18 protein-coding genes and 2 pseudogenes are annotated in these 18,854 nt (G+C 65.6%); 11 read left to right on the top strand and 9 right to left on the bottom strand.

Annotated features, from left to right (window positions below; genetic code table 11):
* Positions 1–1,707 carry an FAD-dependent oxidoreductase gene (locus tag ACWEO7_RS29070; RefSeq protein WP_452427907.1) on the top strand — a complete coding sequence of 569 codons (1,707 nt, stop codon included), beginning with the start codon at positions 1–3 and terminating at the stop codon, positions 1,705–1,707.
* Positions 1,708–2,048: 341 nt separating this feature from the next.
* Here ACWEO7_RS29070 and ACWEO7_RS29065 read toward each other — a convergent pair whose 3' ends face one another.
* Positions 2,049–3,536 (bottom strand): aminotransferase class V-fold PLP-dependent enzyme, encoded by a 1,488-nt coding sequence (locus tag ACWEO7_RS29065; RefSeq protein WP_452427905.1) that lies wholly within the window; start codon positions 3,534–3,536, stop codon positions 2,049–2,051.
* 230 nt (positions 3,537–3,766) lie between these two features.
* Here ACWEO7_RS29065 and ACWEO7_RS29060 point away from each other — a divergent pair.
* Together ACWEO7_RS29060 and ACWEO7_RS29055 are read left to right on the top strand one after the other, a co-directional pair.
* Positions 3,767–3,853 (top strand): annotated as a pseudogene (locus tag ACWEO7_RS29060) (IS5/IS1182 family transposase); the annotation flags it as partial.
* Positions 3,854–3,977: 124 nt separating this feature from the next.
* Positions 3,978–4,820, top strand: coding sequence for a MerR family transcriptional regulator (locus ACWEO7_RS29055; protein WP_452427903.1), 843 nt, complete (start codon positions 3,978–3,980; stop codon positions 4,818–4,820).
* A 501-nt stretch (positions 4,821–5,321) separates the two neighbouring features.
* On the opposite strand, the gene ACWEO7_RS29050 is transcribed toward ACWEO7_RS29055, so the two are convergent.
* Positions 5,322–5,720 (bottom strand): SbtR family transcriptional regulator, encoded by a 399-nt coding sequence (locus ACWEO7_RS29050; RefSeq protein ID WP_452427902.1) that lies wholly within the window; start codon positions 5,718–5,720, stop codon positions 5,322–5,324.
* On the opposite strand from ACWEO7_RS29050, the gene ACWEO7_RS29045 reads away from it, so the two are divergent.
* Positions 5,661–6,140, top strand: coding sequence for an SDR family oxidoreductase (locus ACWEO7_RS29045; protein WP_452427900.1), 480 nt, complete (start codon positions 5,661–5,663; stop codon positions 6,138–6,140). The genes ACWEO7_RS29050 and ACWEO7_RS29045 overlap by 60 nt on opposite strands.
* Positions 6,141–6,215: 75 nt before the next feature.
* Here ACWEO7_RS29045 and ACWEO7_RS29040 read toward each other — a convergent pair whose 3' ends face one another.
* The 6 genes and pseudogenes from ACWEO7_RS29040 to ACWEO7_RS29015 all read right to left on the bottom strand — a co-directional run bounded on the left by ACWEO7_RS29040 (position 6,216) and on the right by ACWEO7_RS29015 (position 10,363).
* Positions 6,216–7,061, bottom strand: coding sequence for a helix-turn-helix transcriptional regulator (locus tag ACWEO7_RS29040; RefSeq protein WP_452427898.1), 846 nt, complete (start codon positions 7,059–7,061; stop codon positions 6,216–6,218).
* 125 nt (positions 7,062–7,186) lie between these two features.
* Positions 7,187–8,116, bottom strand: coding sequence for an NADP-dependent oxidoreductase (locus tag ACWEO7_RS29035; protein WP_452427896.1), 930 nt, complete (start codon positions 8,114–8,116; stop codon positions 7,187–7,189).
* The gene (locus ACWEO7_RS29030; RefSeq protein ID WP_452427894.1) at positions 8,113–8,559 is read right to left on the bottom strand and encodes an ester cyclase; all 447 of its coding nucleotides are present in this window, start codon (positions 8,557–8,559) and stop codon (positions 8,113–8,115) included. Before ACWEO7_RS29030 ends, ACWEO7_RS29035 begins: the two co-directional genes overlap by 4 nt.
* Positions 8,504–9,289, bottom strand: a pseudogene (locus ACWEO7_RS29025) (chromate transporter). Before ACWEO7_RS29025 ends, ACWEO7_RS29030 begins: the two are co-directional and overlap by 56 nt.
* A 145-nt stretch (positions 9,290–9,434) precedes the next feature.
* Complete coding sequence (locus ACWEO7_RS29020; protein ID WP_452427892.1) at positions 9,435–9,866, bottom strand: chromate resistance protein ChrB domain-containing protein; 432 nt, start codon at positions 9,864–9,866, stop codon at positions 9,435–9,437.
* Positions 9,863–10,363, bottom strand: coding sequence for a Chromate resistance protein ChrB (locus ACWEO7_RS29015; protein ID WP_452427890.1), 501 nt, complete (start codon positions 10,361–10,363; stop codon positions 9,863–9,865). The genes ACWEO7_RS29020 and ACWEO7_RS29015 overlap by 4 nt, the downstream gene beginning before the upstream one ends.
* 89 nt (positions 10,364–10,452) lie before the next feature.
* Between ACWEO7_RS29015 and ACWEO7_RS29010 the strand changes: the two genes are divergently transcribed.
* The 4 genes from ACWEO7_RS29010 to ACWEO7_RS28995 all read left to right on the top strand — a co-directional run bounded on the left by ACWEO7_RS29010 (position 10,453) and on the right by ACWEO7_RS28995 (position 13,837).
* Entirely contained in the window at positions 10,453–11,475 is a 1,023-nt protein-coding gene (locus tag ACWEO7_RS29010; RefSeq protein ID WP_452427888.1) for a YncE family protein, read from the top strand.
* A gap of 235 nt (positions 11,476–11,710) precedes the next feature.
* Positions 11,711–11,890: a hypothetical protein gene (locus tag ACWEO7_RS29005; protein WP_452427886.1), complete on the top strand. Its 180-nt coding sequence runs from the start codon at positions 11,711–11,713 to the stop codon at positions 11,888–11,890.
* A 36-nt stretch (positions 11,891–11,926) separates the two neighbouring features.
* Positions 11,927–12,115, top strand: a complete 189-nt coding sequence (locus ACWEO7_RS29000) for a DUF6011 domain-containing protein (RefSeq protein WP_452427884.1) — start codon at positions 11,927–11,929, stop codon at positions 12,113–12,115.
* A gap of 261 nt (positions 12,116–12,376) precedes the next feature.
* Positions 12,377–13,837 (top strand): NAD-dependent succinate-semialdehyde dehydrogenase, encoded by a 1,461-nt coding sequence (locus ACWEO7_RS28995; RefSeq protein ID WP_452427882.1) that lies wholly within the window; start codon positions 12,377–12,379, stop codon positions 13,835–13,837.
* A 65-nt stretch (positions 13,838–13,902) separates the two neighbouring features.
* Here the strand turns inward: ACWEO7_RS28995 and ACWEO7_RS28990 are convergent, their stop codons facing one another.
* Complete coding sequence (locus ACWEO7_RS28990) at positions 13,903–14,088, bottom strand: hypothetical protein (RefSeq protein ID WP_452427881.1); 186 nt, start codon at positions 14,086–14,088, stop codon at positions 13,903–13,905.
* 292 nt (positions 14,089–14,380) lie between these two features.
* Between ACWEO7_RS28990 and ACWEO7_RS28985 the strand changes: the two genes are divergently transcribed.
* The 3 genes from ACWEO7_RS28985 (at position 14,381) to ACWEO7_RS28975 (ending at position 18,600) form a co-directional block, all read left to right on the top strand.
* Positions 14,381–14,728 carry a Tn3 family transposase gene (locus ACWEO7_RS28985; RefSeq protein WP_452427879.1) on the top strand — a complete coding sequence of 116 codons (348 nt, stop codon included), beginning with the start codon at positions 14,381–14,383 and terminating at the stop codon, positions 14,726–14,728.
* A 66-nt stretch (positions 14,729–14,794) separates the two neighbouring features.
* Positions 14,795–15,658 (top strand): CHAP domain-containing protein, encoded by an 864-nt coding sequence (locus tag ACWEO7_RS28980; protein WP_452427877.1) that lies wholly within the window; start codon positions 14,795–14,797, stop codon positions 15,656–15,658.
* Positions 15,659–15,987: 329 nt separating this feature from the next.
* Complete coding sequence (locus tag ACWEO7_RS28975) at positions 15,988–18,600, top strand: helix-turn-helix transcriptional regulator (RefSeq protein WP_452427875.1); 2,613 nt, start codon at positions 15,988–15,990, stop codon at positions 18,598–18,600.
* Positions 18,601–18,854: the final 254 nt, after the last annotated feature.

The following is an 18,854-nucleotide window of genomic DNA, read 5'->3' as shown; positions in this document are numbered from 1 at the left end:
ATGCCCCACGTCATCACCCAGCCGTGCTGCAACGACGCCTCCTGTGTGCCGGTGTGCCCGGTCGGCTGCATCCATCCCACCCCCGACGAACCGGGCTTCGCCTCCGCCGAAGCCCTCTACATCGACCCCGCCAGCTGCATCGATTGCGGCGCCTGCGTCGCCGAGTGCCCGGTCGGGGCGATCACCCGCGACACCGCGCCCGCGGCAGGCCGGTTCTTGGACCTGGCGCAGGCTTATTACCAGCGAAACCCGCTGCCGCCCGGCATCCCCGACGCCTCGCCGCCCGCTGCGCGGGCCGAGATCGAGGAGCTTCGAGTCGCGGTGGTGGGCTCCGGGCCCGCGGGCGCGTATGCCGCACTCGAGCTGCTCGAGCATCCGGGCGCGACAGTCACGATGTTCGACCGGCTGCCCACACCGTGGGGTCTGGTGCGAGGCGGGGTGGCCCCCGACCACCCGTCCACCAAATCCGTCACCGAGGTATTCGAGCGCGCCGCCGCCAATGGCCGCTTCCGCTTCCACCTCAACGTCGAGGTCGGTACCCACATCACCCACGACGAGCTGGCCGCAGCGCACCACGCCGTCGTCTATGCCTATGGGGCCTCCGGTGACCGCCGCCTGGGGATTCCCGGCGAGGACCTGCCGGGCAGCGCGTCGGCAACCGAGTTCGTGAACTGGTACAACGGCCACCCGGACTTCATCGACCGCACGTTCGATCTCTCCTGTCGCCGTGCGGTCGTCGTCGGCAACGGCAACGTCGCCCTCGACATCGCCCGCCTCCTGGTCGCCGATCCCGCGGAGCTCGCCGCCACCGATATGGCCGACCACGCCCTGGCCGCCCTGGCCGCCGGCACGATCGAGGAAGTCGTGGTGTTCGGCCGGCGCGGCCCCGCGCAGGCCGCGTACACCACTCCCGAGCTGCTCGCCCTGACCGATCTCGACGGCGCCGATGTCCTCGCCTCGTCCGATGAGGCCAGGTTGGATCCCGACCAGCTCGCCGCACTTCGATCGGACCCGATCGGGCTGGCCAAAGCGCAGGCTGCCGCGGAACTCACCACACGCCACCGCGGCGCGTCGCGCCGTATTGCCCTGCGCTACTTGTGTTCTCCGCTGGAGATCTTGGGCGATCAACGAGTCACCGGAGTGCGTGTGGCGCGCAATCGGCTCGAACACGGCCCCGGCGGCGACGTCCGCGCTGTCCCGACCGGAATCGAAGAGACCATCGAGGCGGGTCTGATACTCCGGGCGGTGGGCTACCGCGGCGCTGCGCTGCCCGGCCTGCCCTTCGACCATGACCGCGGTGTGCTGCCCAACGACTTTGGCCGAGTCCTCGCCGGGACCGGCGAACCCATCCCCGGCGTTTACACGGCGGGATGGATCAAGCGGGGCCCGTCCGGAGGCATCGGCGCCAACAAGAAATGCGCACGGGACACTGTCGCCGCACTCCTCGCCGACCATTCCGCAGGATTGCTTCCCACCCCGGCAACCACCCCGCAGGACCTCGACGCACTGGTCCGGCAGCGCCAGCCCACCGCCGTCGGTGTGCACGAGTGGAGGGCGATCGATCGGACCGAGCGCGACCTCGGCGCGGTTCAGGGACGGCCGAGGCGCAAACTTGCCTCGTTCCCCGCCCTGCTCGCCGTTGCGCATGGGGAGGATTCGATGCCGACGATTCCACTGCCGATCGACGCAGACGGGTTCCGCCTCTAACCAATTCCTGCCAATGCTGCGTTCCTCGAAGGTGGTAGATAAAACGGCGGCGTAGGGTCCTGGTTTCGGGGCTGGTCGGCCCCAGACCCATGGTCGTGCGCGGGCATTGAGGGCGGCGGTGGCGTGGCAATCAATCTCCACCGTCTCCAGGGAGAAACCAACCTCGCCGAGGCCTGCCGCACAACCGCATTCACTCCAGACCCGGCACTACACCTCATCACCAAACTTCAAAATCCCTGGTCAGCGGCTGCTTAACGGACAACGGCGTAGCCCTGCGCCGTGATCGAGGTATCGATGCTCGCTATGCACCTACTGGCATCGGCGCTGGGGAGGGGCTTCGTTCAGCAGTGTTCTCGCGGCGGAAGATCCTGCGGATCACACCGGCGGTTGCGGTAGGTCGTGTCGACGAATTCGACGAATCGCTGGGCATCTTGGAAATTGGACGCGATTCCGAAGGAGACACGCAGCGCGCCGCCGGTGGGCAGGCCGAGTTCGGCAATATACGAATCGATCGTGCCAGGGGGCTTTCCGAGCAGGCCTAGCAACGCCGAGCGGTCGATGTTGAAGGCAGCCTCGCCAGCGCCAGGATTGCAGAAGCAACCCGTGCGTAAAGACAGCCCGACCGCGGAGGATTCGCGTGCTACCAGACGCTCGTCGACGACGGCCCCGGAGTAGTCGAGGATATTCAACGCGATCGTCGCACCGCGGTTGACCATATCGCGCGGGCCATAGATGCGGACCACCGGAGCGCCGTTGTCGTGCACGAGCGACAGTAGGCGATCCAGCAGCCACCCGGTCAGGCAGCGGGTACGCCGATCGATCACATCGATGCCGACTCCGTGCAGCCATTCGAGACCATGTTGGATGTCCGGTATGGCGAGGAAATTCACTGTACCGTCCTCGAATTCGGCATATCCCGCGGCAGGTGTGTACCACCGGCCCTCCACGCTGGCGGCCTGAACGGTGCCGCCGGAAAACCACGGCCGCCGCAGTCTGGCCAACGCATCGCGGCGGGCGACCAGACAGCCGACTCCAGTCGGATAACCGAAGACCTTATACCAGCTCACGGGAACGAAATCGGCACGTACTTCGGAGAGATCGAGCTGATGGGTCGGCAGGTAGGCGGCGGCATCGAGCAATACATCGAATCCGTGATCATGTGCGATGTCAACCCATTCGAGTGGATGCTGAACGCCGGTGAAATTACTCTGCGCTGGGTAGGCGAACAGCCCACGATGCTTGTCGCGTCCGTTCGCCGCCGCAGCCGAGTGCGATTCCCCCGCCGTGAGGCCACCCAGTGCGGCGCGGACAGCAGCCTCGGTCACTCTGAGTTCTGTACCGACGAGAGGGATGTACTCCGTTCGAGCGCGCCTGGAGTGTGCGAATTCTCGAATGCCATTGACCGAATTGTGGTTGTCAGCCGTCAGGACGAAACGTACCGACCTACCGAATCGGTAGGCCTCGCCGACTAATCGGCATGCCGCCGTGGCGTTCGCCGTGAAGATCGCCGTATAGTCCTGCGGTGACGCGTTGAAATGGGCGAGCACAGCAGCCCGGGCAGTCTCGACCCCAGCCGTCGCCGCACGTGAGGTGGGATTGCTCGAGTGCGGATTGCCATAGCAGCCCGCAGAGACCCATTCGTTGTGTGCCCGGTGTTGGGCGGCCGCGGCCAGCCCTGCGCCGGTGTAGTCAAGATAGATGTCCTGGTTGCGATCGAGATAGGCGTATTCGGTGGCACGGAGGTCATCCAGCACTGTGGTCGTGGCGTATTCCGGATAGTCGGCCAGAAATTCCTCTGTGCTGATCGTTAGCGCGCCCTGGCCGCTCATGGTCAGTCCTCATATCGTCGTGCGGTTCTTGTCGCGGCTCGGTCGGGGCGAAGCCACGCTGCCGGATCTGTCGGTGTTATAGAACGAGTGCAAGTATCGCCGAAGTAGCGCGGGACGTGAATCCTGTATTGATCCCCGTCGTGGGGATGCGCCGAAACTCGTGTAGTTAGAGCTCCTGATAGGTTCGGTTGATTGGCGGTGACTCTCGTTGCGGTGCGATATGTTTCGTCGTGGCGGCGCCGTGGATCGTGGACGACGAGTTGTGGACAGTGATCGAGCCGCTACTGCCGGTCCGGCCACCGGGAACCCCGGGCCGGCGCGGATGGACGACCGACTGGTGTGCAAGGCAAGGGCCTCTATCAACGGTGGGGCCTATTCTTTTGGCCGACCATCGCCGCGTCGGTTGACTCTGACATTGTGTGAGGTTGCAGACTCACTGGCGTGACCGACCCCTCGAAGCTGATGTCCATCGGCCGGTTTTCCTCGTTGAGCAGGATCAGCGTGCGGATGCTTCGGCACTACGACGCGACCGGGGTGCTGGTTCCCGCCGTGGTCGATGGTGCCAGTGGATATCGCAGGTATTCGCCGGAGCAGCTGAGTGATGCCGGCCGGATTCGGCAGCTACGCGACGTCGGCTTCGGCGTGTCCGCCATCGGAGCCCTGCTCGCTGTGTTCGGCACTCCCGCGTATGCCGATGCGCTGCGGTCGCAGCGCCGGACACTCGTGGACGAGGCCGCCTCGGTCCGGCATCGGCTGGCCCTCATCGAGCGCATGCTCGACCCGAACGAACTGGAGAACATCATGGCCGACATCGAGGTCGAATTGATCGACATCCCCGCGCAGACGCTGGTGGCGCTGCGGGGGACGGTGGAAAACTACGCCGCCGAGGGGAAGTTGTGGGAGCGTTTCATGCCTGAGCTCCAGCGGCAGGACATCGCGATGACCGGGCTGTGCGGCTGCATCGAACACGATGAGGAATTCCGGGAATCCGATGTCGATGAATCGGTTTTCGTGGAGACCACCGCGAGTGTCGAGGCGCGAGCTCCGCTCGTGGCGCTGCACTTGCCGGTTCGCCGCGCGGTGTGCGCGACTGTGACCGGCCCGTTCGCCGAGATGATCCCGCGAGCGCACGATCGAATCGCGGCCTTCATCAGCGCCAACGGTCTACGGATCGCTCGCACCGACGACGATGTCTCGACCCATCATTTCAACGTCTATCGCAACGACCCCAACCTTGTGCCTGAATCGGAGGCCATGGTTTCAGTGACTGTCCCGGTGCTGTGAGCGTTGAGGATTGCGGAGGGACGGGAATCGTCATTCGACGCCAAAGCGTATTTGCTGTGCCTCGAGCATACCCGGGCCGCTTCGATAGGAGCATGAACGCGTGCCTCACAAGCTATCCAACGTGGGCTCTCTATCGACCAAGCCGCCCTGATTCACTTGTCTCGAACAAGCCAGGCTGCTCCTGCTGATACAGCAGCTCGATCTGGCGGTGTACGGCGGCAAGTTCGGTGTCGACGGGCTGGGCATGCGAATCGCGGTTCCCGGCATCAACTCACGGCGACGCATCAGCGTCTGCGCACACTGGCGCAACTCGACCAGAAAGTTTCGCGCCTGGGCGAGTTGAGGGTCATCATGCATAGCTTGTCTTATAGATAGGGACACCATGCCTCGGCGGTGTCGGGCACCCCGGTGCAGCGAGTATGTCATGGACTATCCACCCGAGCTTTCCCTACCGTTCAGAGACGCCAGCGCGAATGTGTGAATGGTGCTGAACCCGCTCGGTCAGCGAGGCGATGCGCGCAGTCCGTCCAGAGTCAGATCGAGTAGTCGTTCGGCCTGCTCGCGCTGCTCGGGCTTGCCGGACGCGAGTGCGATGCCCGTGAGTGCCGCGAACATATCGGTCGCGCCGATGTCGGGGCGAATGGTGCCCGCCCGCGCGGCGGCGTCGAGCAGTGCGGCCAGTGCGTCGAGCATCATCTCCTTGCTGCGGACATAAGGGTCGACGCCGGACTCCACGAGGGCGCGCAGCGCGTCGGCCATCCCGAATTTGGCTGTCGCGTAATCGATGAAGCGGCCCATCCAGGCGCGCAGCGCCTGCTGCGGTGGCATCGTCTCGAGCAGTTGCGATGCCGCGTCGCAGAGTTTGGCCAGTTCGTTGCGATAGGCGGCCTCGATCAGCACCTCGCGGGTCGGGAAGTTCAGCCCGCGCTGCGACTGCTACCCCAGGGCGGCGCTGTCGTCATCATCGCTTCGACCGCCACCACCCAGCCGCCCCAGGGCATGAGCATGTACGGCGGCGCCAAGGCGGCGATCCGATGCTTCGTGCGGGCATGGATTCAGGATGTGAAGGGCTCGGGAGTGCGGATGAACATCCTCAGCCCCGGCGCCGTCGACACCGAATCCCTGCGCAGCGCAATGGGAATGGTGCGCACGCCGGAAGAGGTCGACGTGGCCGTGCGGCAGATGGGGGAGGGAAACCCCACCGGCCGCATCGCAGATCCGCGCGAGATCGGGAAGGCCGCGGTGTTCTTGTCCAGCGACGCCTCGAGCTTCGTGACCGGTGTGGAGTTGTTCGTCGATGGCGGCATGGCGCAGGTGTGAAGCGTTCGCCGGTGAGCGCCGGTCCGAATCGGTGACGGGCCCATTCCTCTGGTCGCCGTGCACGGTAACCGGAATCTAGTCCGCCGGCTCGATCTGCTGCTCACCGAACACGGACAGCAATTCGAGCTGTTCGACAGCGCGCGATCCGGGCGCGGGGGTGAACCACAGTAGGCGTTGCGTGCCGTCCTCGCTGAGCAGACTGAGGCAATCGAGTTCTATCTCGCCGACCAGAGGATGGATCAGCCGTTTCCGGTCGGCGCGGCGAACGGCGACGTCACGCCTGGCCCATAGCTCGGCGAATTCCGCGCTCGTCCGCAGCAGTTTCTCGGTGAGCGCGATCACTTCGGGATCCCTTGCGCGCCGGCCCGCGACCGCCCGCATATCGGCGACGAAAACCTGCGACTGGTGGGCATGCTCTTCCGGGTGGTAGAGATCGCGGACGAACGGGTCGGTGAACCATTGATAGATGAAGCTCGCCTCGAGACCCGTCTCGGCTGGAGGAGGTCCAAGCAACGCTCGTGCGAGCCGGTTTTGAATCAATGTCGCGCTGAGATCGGTGATCACCTGCGCCGGGGTGTGCGGCAGCCGATCGAGCAGATCGAGCATGCCCGGGTGGACATGCGCGGCGACGCCGTGTATCGGCGGCAGCGGGCGACCGGCGAGATGATACAGGTGGTTTCGCTCGTCCGAGGTCAGGCGCAGCGCCCGGGACAGCGCCGCCAGCATCTGCTCGGACGGTTGGACTCCACGTCCCTGTTCCAATTCCACGTAGTAATCGGTGGAGACGCCGGCGAGCCCGGCGACTTCGTCGCGGCGCAGACCGGGTACGCGTCGGCGCGGTCCGGTCGGGAGACCGACATCGGAGGGCCGTGCCCGATCACGCCGGGACTTCAGAAACGCGCCGAGCTCCGAGAGATCCATGAGATCAGTATCCGGTCGGGGCGACACGCGAACCAGGTGGTAATGGCCCCATCGAGCGCGGCCGCAGCGATGCCGGCGGGGGACCGCCGCGTCGATTCGACGGATGCCCTTGTCGTGGCCGGATATCAGACGAGCTTGTCGGCGACCAGGATTACCTTGCCCTTCGCCTTTCCCGCGTCGAGATAGTCCAGCGCGGCAGTTGCCTCGGTGAGCGGGACCATGCGGTCGAGCAGGATGTGTGTTCCGCTGTCGATCTTCTCGGCTACTCGTGCCAGCCGGGCCGGGTCGGAGCTGTGGAAGACGAACTCGGCGCGGACGCCGCGGGTTGCGGCGCGCTCGACATCGGGTGGCATCGGGGTTGCTACCAGGAGGCCGCCCGGGTTCAGCACTTCCAGTGAGCGGATCTCGGTATCGCCGCCGATGGTATCGATCACGACGTCGACCTCGGTCGCGACAGTCGTGAAATCGGTTGTGGTGTAATCGATCACCTGATGAGCCCCGAGTTTGTCGGTGATCCCGAGCCCGGGGCCCGACGCCGTCGCGATCACCCGGGCGCCGAGATCGCGGGCGAACTGCACCGCGAAGCTGCCGATCCCGCCCGCGCCGCCGTGTACCAACACGGTCTGCCCGGGCTCGACGTTCGCCACTTCGGTCAGGGCCTGCCACGCCGTTGCCGCCGCGGTCACCAGACCGGCGGCCAGCGGCAGCGACACCGTGGCGGGCGCTCGGACCAGCTGCGCTGCGGGCACCACCGCGTACTCGGCGGCGGCGCCACCGCGGCTCGGGTCCAGACGCGCGATGACACGGTTTCCGGCGGCCCATCCATTGACGTCGTCACCGGCGGCCACGATGGTTCCCGACAGATCGGTGCCCAGGGTGTACGCGAACTCGACCGGGAAGTAGTCGTGCATATGGCCTGCGACGATCTTCAGGTCGAGGGGGTTCGCCGCGTATCCCGCGACGCGCACCAGGACCTCCCGCGGGCCGATGGCCGGTGTCGGGATGTCACGGGCGACGACGCGCTCGCCGTAGTCGGATATCTGAATCGCTTTCATCGTTTCTTCTCTTCCTGTCCTGCCACTGGCCAGGCTCCGACCTGGTGGAGCCAGCCGAGCCAATCCTCGAGGTGCCAGGTCCGGGCCAGGCGGCCGTCGGCGACTTCGTGGAACTCGTGGATCGGGATTCGGACTTCCCGCCCGGTCGCGGGCACCCCGAACCACTCGCCGGTGTGCGTGCCGCGCATTTCGGCGCGCACTGCGAGCGGGCCGTCGCCGTTGTCGCCGCGGCCGTCGAGGACGGTCTCGATGACGATGGTGAAGTCCGAGAACGCCTGATTGATCGCAACGACAAGAGGTTTGATGCCTTCTCGCCCGGGTTGCTGGTCGGGTCCCAGCGGAATGTCCTCCCACTCAGGTGCCACTACATCGTCGAGCAGATCGACGTCACCGCTGAAGGCGCGGTAGAAGTTCTCGATCAGGTCGATGCGAGATCCGGTCATGTATCGGTCCTCCGATTGTGCTGTCACGGTGGGCGAACGGTTTCCACTGTGAGTCCCGCAGCGCGGACCAACCAGATGCCGATTCCCCAGGTGTCGTCGCCACCACCTTCGGCCGACGGCGTCGGCCCCTCGGGAACGGCGTCGCTCGCGAGGGTAGGAAGGGGCGCTGTCCCCCCGGGCGAGGTTCCCTGGTCACCGCTCCTCGTCCCACGCAAGGTGAAGCCACGGCCGCGCTGATGGCCCACAACCGCGGGTCGCGGGGGTCGGTGAGTTTGAGCAGGTTGATCGCGGCCAGGGTGGTGATGGCCATGACGGCGGGGGCGATGCCGTAGAACAGCGACGCCACGATGCTCAACCCCGAATACCGCGTGTAGACCCCGCCGACGACTACCACCAGCAGGAACGAGGGCGCGACGAACGCAGCGGCGACGGCGGCGGCGCCGAGCGCGCCGCCGCGCAGGTAGCCGACTCACATCGCGACCTGGGCGGCCAGCGGCCCGGGCATCGCCTGGCCGAGTGCCACGCCGTCGAGGAAGTCTCGGCGGCCCATCCAGGCGCGTTGTTCGACGAGGTCGCGCTGCATGTAGCCGACCACCGCGATCGGGCCGCCGAACCCGATGGCGCCCAACTTCAGGAAGTAGGCGAGGATCCGCGTGAACCCGACGGTCGATGTGCCCTCCTCCGCCGATGTCGGAGGGTCCTGCTGTTTCGGTGGTGTCGCCTCATTCACGCAGGGAATGTAACCTTGGTTGCATCGGTTGTGCGACGCGAAGTCCGGCACGCGGGTTTCGGAAATGGCCGAATTGCCCGCGCATTGCGCAGGGGCGCACACACCGGCGGTGGGTGGAGCGGAGGGTGTCGGGTGAGGCGGGTTTTCAGCTGGGTTCCCGGCCCAAGAGGGTGGCGCGGCGGTGGAATTCGTAGAGGCCGTCGAACATCGGGGCGGTCAGCTCCAGGATCTGTTCGTCGGTGCAGATCATCGACAGTCCGCGCAGCACGGTGTCCAGGCCGGGGGCTTCGGGGGCGTCGTAGCGTTCGTCGTCGAGGTCGGCTTCGTGCACGATCGCGGCCAGTTTCCACAGCACCGGATCATGCAGCTCGTAGCGGCGCAGGATGGTTTCGAAGCTGCAATCCCCACCGTGGTGGGACAGCTCGACCCCGCGCATGTCGAACCCGGTCGCCTCCGCCGGGAGATCGGCCGGGTCGGCGAGGAAGACGAACTCGGCGCCGGGGTCGACGTGGCGGCGGATCAGCCACGCGCAGGCGGCGCGGTCGATGTGAATGCCCGCCCGGGTCGCCCACTTCATGACGACACTCCGCGGGCGCGTGAAACCTGTGCCGCGGCAAGAGCTTCGACCGCGGCGATGGCCTGGTCGCGTTCGGGCGGTGGAAAGTAGTCACGGCGTTTGATCGTGCGCAGCTCGGTGCGCAATCGCCGGGCCAGCGACTGGCGGGCGGTCACCGACACCGGGCCCGCCGCAGCCTCGGCGGTGATCGCGGCGTACTCGGCCGCGCGTGCGGCGGCCATGGTGGCGGCGAGCTCACGTTCGACCGTCAACGTTGCGGGTTGGGCGATCCAGATCGAGGCGGAACCGCCGGCATCGATGACTTCCTCGGCGATCCATTCCAGCTGCTCACGCGTGCGCGCATCCGCCGGTAGGGCGACCAGGCCGTCGGAGATCTGCCCGACTCCCAGGCGTTTGAGCTTGCGCCACACCGCGATCCGCGGCGTGGACGGCTCACGAGGCATGCGATACGACAGCATCACCCATTGCCCGGGCTTAGCCGCTGGTGAGTCGGGCACGAAATCCTCCGATCCGGTGGTGGGGTTCACCGCACCTGGCCTCCAGCGTAGTGTTGAAACCACGGTTACACCGATGTGGGAGGTGGGTGATGCCCCCGACGCGCGCACTCGCAGCGCTGCTGGGCGCCGCGGCCTTGGCGGTGAGCGGATGCGCGAACTCCCCACCGCAGGGTCCCCCGCATCCCGGGGAGCTGCCGCTGCGGCAGGTCGCGCAGGTGGCGTTGACCGGCGGGCCGGTGCGCTTCGACTACACCAGCCTCGATGCCGGGCGCGGGCTGCTGTTCCTCGCGCACATGGGTGCCGGGGAGGTCGTCGAGGTCGATGTGCGCGCCCACCAGGTGGTGCGCACCATCCCCGATGTGCCGGACGTGCACGGCGTGCTCGTGGTCCCGGACATCCACCGGGTGTATGCCACCGCGACCGGCCGCAACCAGCTGGTCGCCTTCGACGAAGACGGCGGCGCGGTCGTGTTCACCGCACCGACCGGTGACTACCCCGACGGGCTGGCCTACGACCCGGTCCGTCACGCGGTGTGGACGACCAACGAGCACGCCGGCACCGAGACCGTCGTCGACGCCGACACCGGTGTTGTGCGCGCCACCGTCGGGTTGGGTGGGGAGGTCGGCAACGTCGTCTACAACCCGGTCACCGATCGCATGGTCGTCGCGGTTCAGGGCCGCAACGATCTGGCGGTGATCGATCCCGCGACTTTCGTGGTGACCGACCGGATCCCCACGCCCGGCTGCGACCATCCACATGGCCAAGCCCTCGACCCGGATGCACAGGTGATGTTCGTCGGCTGCGAGGCCGACTCCAGAATGGTCACCGTGGACCTGGCCGCCCGCACCGTCACCGGGCAAGACTCTGTCGGTCAGACTCCCGACGTGCTGGTCTACGACGCGAGCGCGCACCGGGTCTACGTCGCGGCCGAAAGCGGCTGGGTCAGTGTGTTCGACCGCCGCGACGGCCGCACCGTCGCCGTCGGCGCCGCGCATCTGGCCGATGGGGCCCATTCGCTGGCGCTGGACCCCGCCACCCATCACAGCTACTTCCCGATCCCCAAGGGCCCGGACGGGACTCCAGTGCTGTGGGAGTTCGAACCCATCCACTGAACCGTCGGTCACCACACCTTTCGACGACAAGGGCATGCCATGGCAGTTTCGACACGTCGACACCCGTCCGGTCGGCCGCGCTGGCCGCGTTGCTCGGGGTTGCTCGCCGCGGTGACCGCCGTTGGGGAGTGGGTCGCGGTCATCGGGTGCCCGCAGCTGGGGTTGCTGGCCTTCACCGAGATGAACGGCAACCTCGCCCGGCTCGCGCACATCCCGGATCCCGGATCCACTCGCCGTGGCCGGGGTCCTGCTCGACGGTGCCGACGTCGTCGTCCTCGATGTCCCCGGCGCCGCGTCGCCGAGCCGGATGCGCGCGGTGCTCGCCCGCCTGCGAAGCCACGACGGGGTGCTCGTGGTCACCGCCGCGGGGTGGGCGCGTCCGGATCTGGAGATCCGGTCCGAACTCGCCGAATAGGACGGCCCGGGTCGCGGGCGTGGCCGGTTGCCCACCGTGCGACTTGTCGCGCACTGTCGCCGCTGTCACGGCTGGCTGCTGTCACCGCAATCGGTGGCCCAGGGCATCGGGCCGACCTGCGCGGTCCGTGAGCAGGCCGAACAGCGCGCCGCAGCGGCACGGCAACTACACGAACTGCCCCTGTTCGACATCTCCGCCGCGGAACAGCTGACGATCCCGTACTAACCACCGAATACTCCCTCGACACCTGGCGCCAATGGACCTACCGCTGGCAGGCCACCCCTGCACCCACGCCCTCCACGTCCGCGCCACCGACACCAACCAGCCCGCTCAGCGCCGCCCACCGATGCCGGACGGCGCGACCGGCCGGCATTCCCGCACGTCAGCGTGCGGTGAGATGTTTCGTGCGCCGTGGGCGGGTAGCCACCCAGTGACACCGACCGGCACCGACCGAGTCGGATTCCATCGTACGAGGAGTGGTGACCGATGACATCGACCAACGTCCAGCCTATGAGCGCCTCGGGTCCCAACGCCGAACCGTTCGAGACGGTCGACGCCTATACCGGCGAAACCCTGGCCGAACTGCCCTATGTGGCGACCGAGCAACTCGATGCCCTGGTCGAACGCGCGGACGACGCCTATCGGTCGTGGCGCGCGAAACCGGTCGAGCAGCGTGCGCGGGTGGTGTCCGCCGCGGCAAATCTGATGCGCGAACGCAAGGACGACCTCGCCCGGCTGATCACCCGCGAAATGGGCAAACGCATTTCCGAGAGCGAGTTCGAAGTCGACCTCTCGGCGAGCATTCTGCAGTACTACGGCGAGAACGGACCGCGCATTCTGGAGCCCACCACACTGCCGGTCGAGGAGGGCGAAGCCCAGCTCGTCAACCCACCGCTGGGGGTGCTGCTCGGCATCGAGCCGTGGAACTTCCCGATCTATCAGGTGGTGCGGTTCGCGGCGCCGAATCTGGTGTTGGGCAATACAATTCTGCTCAAGCACGCCAAGCTCTGCGCACTCACCGCGCTCGAACTGGAGAAGATCTTCACCGACGCCGGCGCGCCCGAAGGGGTCTACACCAACGTCTTCCTGCGGGTCTCGGACGTCGAGCACGTCCTCGCCCACCCCGCTGTCCAGGGCGTATCCCTCACCGGCAGCGACGCCGCCGGTGCGTCGGTGGCCGAGATCGCTGGGCGGCACGTGAAGAAATGCGTACTCGAACTCGGCGGCAGCGACCCCTTCATCGTGCTCGACGCCGACGATTTGGACGACACGATCGATGCGGCGACCGCAGGGCGGCTGGCGAACACCGGTCAAAGTTGTGTCGCCTCAAAACGTTTCATCGTACCGGACGAACTGTACGATCGCTTCGTGGCCGGTCTGGCCGAGCGGTTCGGCGCACTGCGCCCGGGCGACCCGTCGGATCCGGAGACCACACTCGGACCGCTCTCCTCCCCGAAGGCCGCCGAGGAGCTGCTGGAACAGGTTCAGGATGCCCGCGAGAAGGGCGCCACGGTGGTCACCGGTGGCGGCCGCCCCGACGTACCGGCGCCGGGACGCCAGGACGCGTTCGTCGACGCGACGGTACTGACCGATGTCACCCCCGATATGCGCGCCTATTCCGAGGAACTGTTCGGGCCGGTCGCGGTGGTGTACCGCGTCGGCGACGAACGCGAGGCGATCGAGTTGGCGAACACCTCGAAGTTCGGGCTCGGGGCCACCGTGTACAGCAGTGACCCGGACCGCGCGCGAGCGGTGGCCGAGCAGATCGCCAGCGGCATGGTGTGGATCAACCATCCGACGTCCTTGGAGCCCGATCTGCCCTTCGGCGGGATCAAGAAGTCCGGTTTCGGTCGCGAACTGTCCGAACTCGGCATCTTCGAGTTCGCCAATCGCAAACTGATTCGCTCCCTGCCCCGCAAGACCGAATCCGCCGGTCTCGTGGGCTGACCGTTCGAAGGAGAAGATGCGCATGCGTGCAGCGGTGCTGCGGGAATTCGGTTGTCCAGCAGCACTCACGGTTCAGGACATCGATACACCACGTCCCGGGCCGTGTGAGCTGCCAGGCCGGGACGCCCGTCGGCGGTGACCTCGGCGTCGGTGATGCCGTGCACAGCGAAGGCTCCCGGTGCGATCGGCATGCCGGGGCCGGGGTTGACCAGGGTGTCCAGCAGCGTCTTTCCGGTGGCGGCGTCGATCACCGCAATGTGAAGAACCGAAATAACTCCTCGCGACTGACCTCCGGAAACTCCCACAGACGCGCCGACTCCTCATCCGCGAACACTTCATCGGAGGGCTCCTGTTCTGTCGGGGGCGCAGTCGAGATAAGCCGGAAAGGGGCAACGCCCTGGTCTGAGGCATGCCGATCGGGGTGAGGTGTAACCGTCCGCGTTGATTCGGTTGTGGTTTGGTGGACTGTGGGGGGTGCGGGAGGGTTGTCTTCCGTTACGGTGCGTGGGTCCTGGTTCGGTGTGGTTCGGAGAGGGTGCGCGGGTGACGTCGATCGAGCGCAACGACTTCTCCCAATGGCTGAGCTTCGGCAACAACGGGGTGCTCGCCGACAACGACTCCGAAGAGCAGGAGAAGCTGATCAAGCTCAACGCCCTGTTGGCCAATCTGGTTATCTTCCACAACGCCCTGAACATCATGGACGTCGTCCGCGACCTGGCCGCCGAGGTCTGGACCGTCACCGCCGACCAGCTCGCCGCCCTGTCGCCGTACGTGCGTGCCCACATCAGTCGCTTCGGCGCCTACGCCACCGACGTACTCACCCACCAACCCGACCCATTCGACCCGGCGCTCACCGAGGTCGACTTCACCACCGTCGGCCTCGCTGCCTGACAGCCCGGTCACAGGCGAGAGACAACCTCGATGGGCGGGTCGGGCGACGCAGCGATCATCTCGAGAATGCTGGAGGCAGCCGAGCGCATCGCCGATGCCATTGTTTACAAAGCCGCCCCACAGATCAGCAAAACACACCACGAATTCCCGCACCAGATACGGAACTGCCTCGGTCGGATCCAGCACGAAGACGAGCGGCTCGCAACCGGACTCGACAGGATCGGTCCGGCTGCACGGGCCACCCCTGCACACACGGACCTGAATACCACCGCCGAACACCAGACACCCGATGAGATAGCTGCACATGTCGCCAGAACTGGATGGGCCACCGACCCGATCACGCTACGTACCCACACAACCGATGGAGGAACGGTGATCCCGCCGAGGACCCTCTCGGAGGCCACAGCCGGTGCCCCTCCCCCCTTCGACCCATGGATCTTCCGCAGCCGAGCCGGTCTGACCGAGCTGTTCCGAATGAACATCGAAAGCGGTGTCCGGCTTGATCGGCTCGAGTCGCTCGCACCGATCAACCCCCACTACAACTGCCACGGGTACACCTTCAGTCGCGACGGCGAAGCGGGCTGGCTGGGGGGCGGTTGGGTCGACTGGATCCTGAAGGACAACGGGTTCCGCAGAATCGATATCGGTGCCGCGGTTCCGGGTGATGTGGTGGTCTATCGGAACGCCGACTCCGTCGTCACACACTCTGGGGTGGTCGCAGACGTGACTTCTGGCGACGTCTACGTGGATTCCAAACAAGGCCCGCTGTCGGTCGTGCGGCACCGACTCCACGAGGTCACCGACATGTACGGTTCGGATGTGGCGGTGTACCACACCCAACGCCCGGATGGCAGGTTCCTCACACCAGTCGAGAACTCTGGAGAGCCATCGCCACCATGGCCGCCTGCCCCCTCACCTCACGACTCGTAGCCGGTCGGGCTACCGGGCCGAACCCGCAACCCCACACGAAGGCTCTGAAGGCCGCAAAACGGCGCTGACCAGGATAAATAGCTGTGCTGCAATGGCTGTCGATCGAATCGAACGAAAGGGAGCCAGCTCCACGTGCGGAGCCGGCCGCACGGTCCAGTCTGCGGCCGCCAAGACGGTGGGTGGCGCAGGCTTCCCGAAAGACTGCTGGATGCCGCCATGGCGCCACCAAAAATTTTCATCTGTCACAGTAATAGCCCTCGTTCACAACGGTTACAGAAAGCAGTGATCAAACCCACAGAATTTTGCTCGGATGAGTAAACTCCGGTGGCATGTTGGCGACCCGCCGCAAATATCGCGGAGACCTGGTATCGGCTACGGATCGTTTCATTGGTCGTGATCCGGAGTTGGAGAAGATCGCTACCCTGCTGCTGAGTTCTGCTCGAGTGATCGTCTTGATCGGTCCCGGCGGTATCGGAAAGACGCGCCTTGCGACCGAAGCTGTGCGCCGGTTCAACACGGTTGCACACCGTCGGATCTTTTGGGTGAGATTAGCGCGGCTGACCAAGGGCGCCGACGCGACCGCGGTCGAGGAGGAGATCATGCGCTCGGTGGTGGACGCCGACTCCTCGGAGCAATCGGCCTGGGATTCGCTGGTCGATACGTTGACCAGTACGGACGCGGTGGGACGGAATCTGCAGACCGTGCTGGTGATGGATAATTGCGAGCATGTCCTGACCGCTGCCGGACAGTTGATCGCAGAGCTGACCGAAGCGGTGCCGGGTCTGACCATTCTTGCGACCAGCCGCCGGCCGATCGGGTGGGTCGACGAACGTGTCATTTTGGTTCCTTCGTTGTCACAGCAGCAGGCACTCACCTTGTTTCGGAGTCGCGCTGAACTCACCGACAATCCCGTAACCACCCCTGATCAAATCAAGCTGGCCAACCTGGTGTGCCGTCACGTGGAGAACAATCCGCTGTATATCCGGTTGGCGGCCGCACGGTTGCTGCGGCAACCGCTGGGTGCCATCGTTCGGGACTTGAGCGGGGAGGCCACCGACAAAAGGATGCGCTGGTCGCGCGGGCCGCGGGTGGGAGTCGAGCCACGTCACCAAAGCGTTCGTGACGTCATCGCTTGGTCATATGACCTGTGCCTGGACAAGGAACGGCTCCTTTTGGATCGAATGTCGGTCTTCGCCGCGGGCTACGACACCAATCCCGAGGATGACACCGGCTCCGCGCCGGATGTGGGCGCTGGTCTGGAAGCGATCGCGGCGGTGTGCGCCGACGATGCGGCTTGGCCCCAAAATAGTGAGCCGCTATCCGGCGGTGATGCGGTCGTACGCCTGGAATGCGAGGAGATCGAGGGCTTGCTTGATGGGCTCGTCGACCAGTCGCTGGTGACGGCCCACATCATGCCGACGACGGTGCGGTACTCGCTGCTGGAAAGTATCCGGGTGTTTGCCGCGCAACGGCTGAAAGAACGCTCCACCAGCGAGGTGGACGAGCCGGCGCGGCTCGAACGCCGTCACCGCAGATACTATCGAGACAAAGTCGTAAAAGCGCAGATCAAATGGTTCAGCCCCGGCGAAGAGAACTGGGGGGTTCGCACAGCCTGGGACAACATCGTGACTGCGATCGAGACAAGCTTGACCTCCGGGGAACCCGAACTCGGTTTGGAAATCTCTGCGGGCTTGGTTGCCCTGCCCATCATCAAAGGCTCACCCCGAGAAGTACGCCGGTGGACCGAACGCACCCTGCAGGCGACCCGTGGACGCACTGCACAGCCGACCGAGCTTCAAACAGCAGCCATGACGATGCTCGGGTGGCTCTCCGTGCTGCAGGGCAGAAGCGACGAGGCCGACCGGATACTCGAGGAATGTGTGGTCGGATGCATCGGCGACACGGAGGCCGGAGGGAACTGGCGGCAGAATCCGGAAAACGATCTCGGTCTGCCCGCCAGCGTCGAATTCCTTTGGGGGACGGTACTGATGCTCGCCCGCCGTGACCCGAGGGCTATCGCGGTGCTGGGTCGGGCCCGGCAAAAGTTCGGCACCTTCGATGATTGGGGCGGTGAGGGCAGGAGTGAGTTCTACCAGGCCGTAGCTGCCAGCTCCCTCGGAACTGCACAGCAAGCGTTGGAGATCACGCGGCGTCACCTGGAGCATGCCACCAGGTCCGGAGCTGGGTGGGCAAAGGCATGGGCCGAGTTGGCCTGGGCGATCACATTGACCAAACATGGTGATCCCGCCGAGGCATCGGCCGTGGGGCGCTCAGCACTCGAGTATCATGTTGCCGCGCGTGACCAGTGGGGCGTGTCGTTCGCACTGTACATTCGGCATTGGACGTTGGCGCGGATCGTCTCCAATATGATCGACGCCGGAAATGCGGACCGAGCCGAGATCAGCGCGTTGGCCACCGAAACCGCTCAGCTCATCGGAGGAGCGGCGACTATGCGGGCAGGGCCGGGAATCAATTTTGGCGATCTGGCGCTGCTCGCCCATGAAACGAACAAGGCTATCGAGGTTGTCCGCCGTGTGCTGGGGGACGAGGCGTTCGCCGCGGCCTACCGGCAAGGCTCCTCACTGCGTCCCGAGCTAGGCGAGGTGCAGCGCTTGGCGCTGGGAACGTTGTCCATCGACGAGATGCCAATCGACCATCCCGCCAGGAAGAACAACCTGTCCCATTGGGGTGAACTCTCGAGTGCCGAACGGGAAGTCGCCACGCTGGCTGCTGCAGGATGGACGAACAGTGCCATCGCTGCCCGTCGAGGCAACTCCCTCAGGACCATCGACGCACAGATGGGGGCAATCTTTCACAAACTCTTGATCACCTCACGACAAGACATCATCAAACTTGTTCCGAAAAGCGAGATGGGCAGGATCCGAACGGAAGCAGCCAAGCGCCCAACTCGAACCAGAGAACAACGACGGGGGAGTGTCTGATCTTCGGTCGGGTGTCCTGGGATATCTCAACCCTGGGCTCCCACAGATCCTTCAAGGACGGCACCGACGGATCGATCGTCATCACCACACCGGATGAGAACCACACCATCGCACCCGGCACACCCCTGACCGTCGTAGTGCAACTGCTCTGCCCCTCTCAGTGAGCGTCCGGGAACTTCGGTCACGCTCGGGTGAGTCGGCGTGACATGGTCATGATGGTGGCGATGTAGACCATGGCTTCGTGGTGGTCGGGT

It is taken from the genome of Nocardia sp. NPDC004260, assembly GCF_053603155.1.
The sequence above is the reverse complement of the archived record's forward strand: the minus strand, read 5'-3'. Positions and strand labels throughout refer to the sequence as shown.

Coding starts and splice junctions, on each gene's coding strand:
- ACWEO7_RS29070 (WP_452427907.1), top strand. CDS start 1: ATGCCCCACGTCATCACCCAGCCGTGCTGCAACGACGCCTCCTGTGTG.
- ACWEO7_RS29065 (WP_452427905.1), bottom strand. CDS start 3,536: ATGAGCGGCCAGGGCGCGCTAACGATCAGCACAGAGGAATTTCTGGCC.
- ACWEO7_RS29040 (WP_452427898.1), bottom strand. CDS start 7,061: ATGGATCTCTCGGAGCTCGGCGCGTTTCTGAAGTCCCGGCGTGATCGG.
- ACWEO7_RS29035 (WP_452427896.1), bottom strand. CDS start 8,116: ATGAAAGCGATTCAGATATCCGACTACGGCGAGCGCGTCGTCGCCCGT.
- ACWEO7_RS29030 (WP_452427894.1), bottom strand. CDS start 8,559: ATGACCGGATCTCGCATCGACCTGATCGAGAACTTCTACCGCGCCTTC.
- ACWEO7_RS29020 (WP_452427892.1), bottom strand. CDS start 9,866: ATGAAGTGGGCGACCCGGGCGGGCATTCACATCGACCGCGCCGCCTGC.
- ACWEO7_RS29010 (WP_452427888.1), top strand. CDS start 10,453: ATGCCCCCGACGCGCGCACTCGCAGCGCTGCTGGGCGCCGCGGCCTTG.
- ACWEO7_RS28995 (WP_452427882.1), top strand. CDS start 12,377: ATGACATCGACCAACGTCCAGCCTATGAGCGCCTCGGGTCCCAACGCC.
- ACWEO7_RS28980 (WP_452427877.1), top strand. CDS start 14,795: ATGCTGGAGGCAGCCGAGCGCATCGCCGATGCCATTGTTTACAAAGCC.
- ACWEO7_RS28975 (WP_452427875.1), top strand. CDS start 15,988: ATGTTGGCGACCCGCCGCAAATATCGCGGAGACCTGGTATCGGCTACG.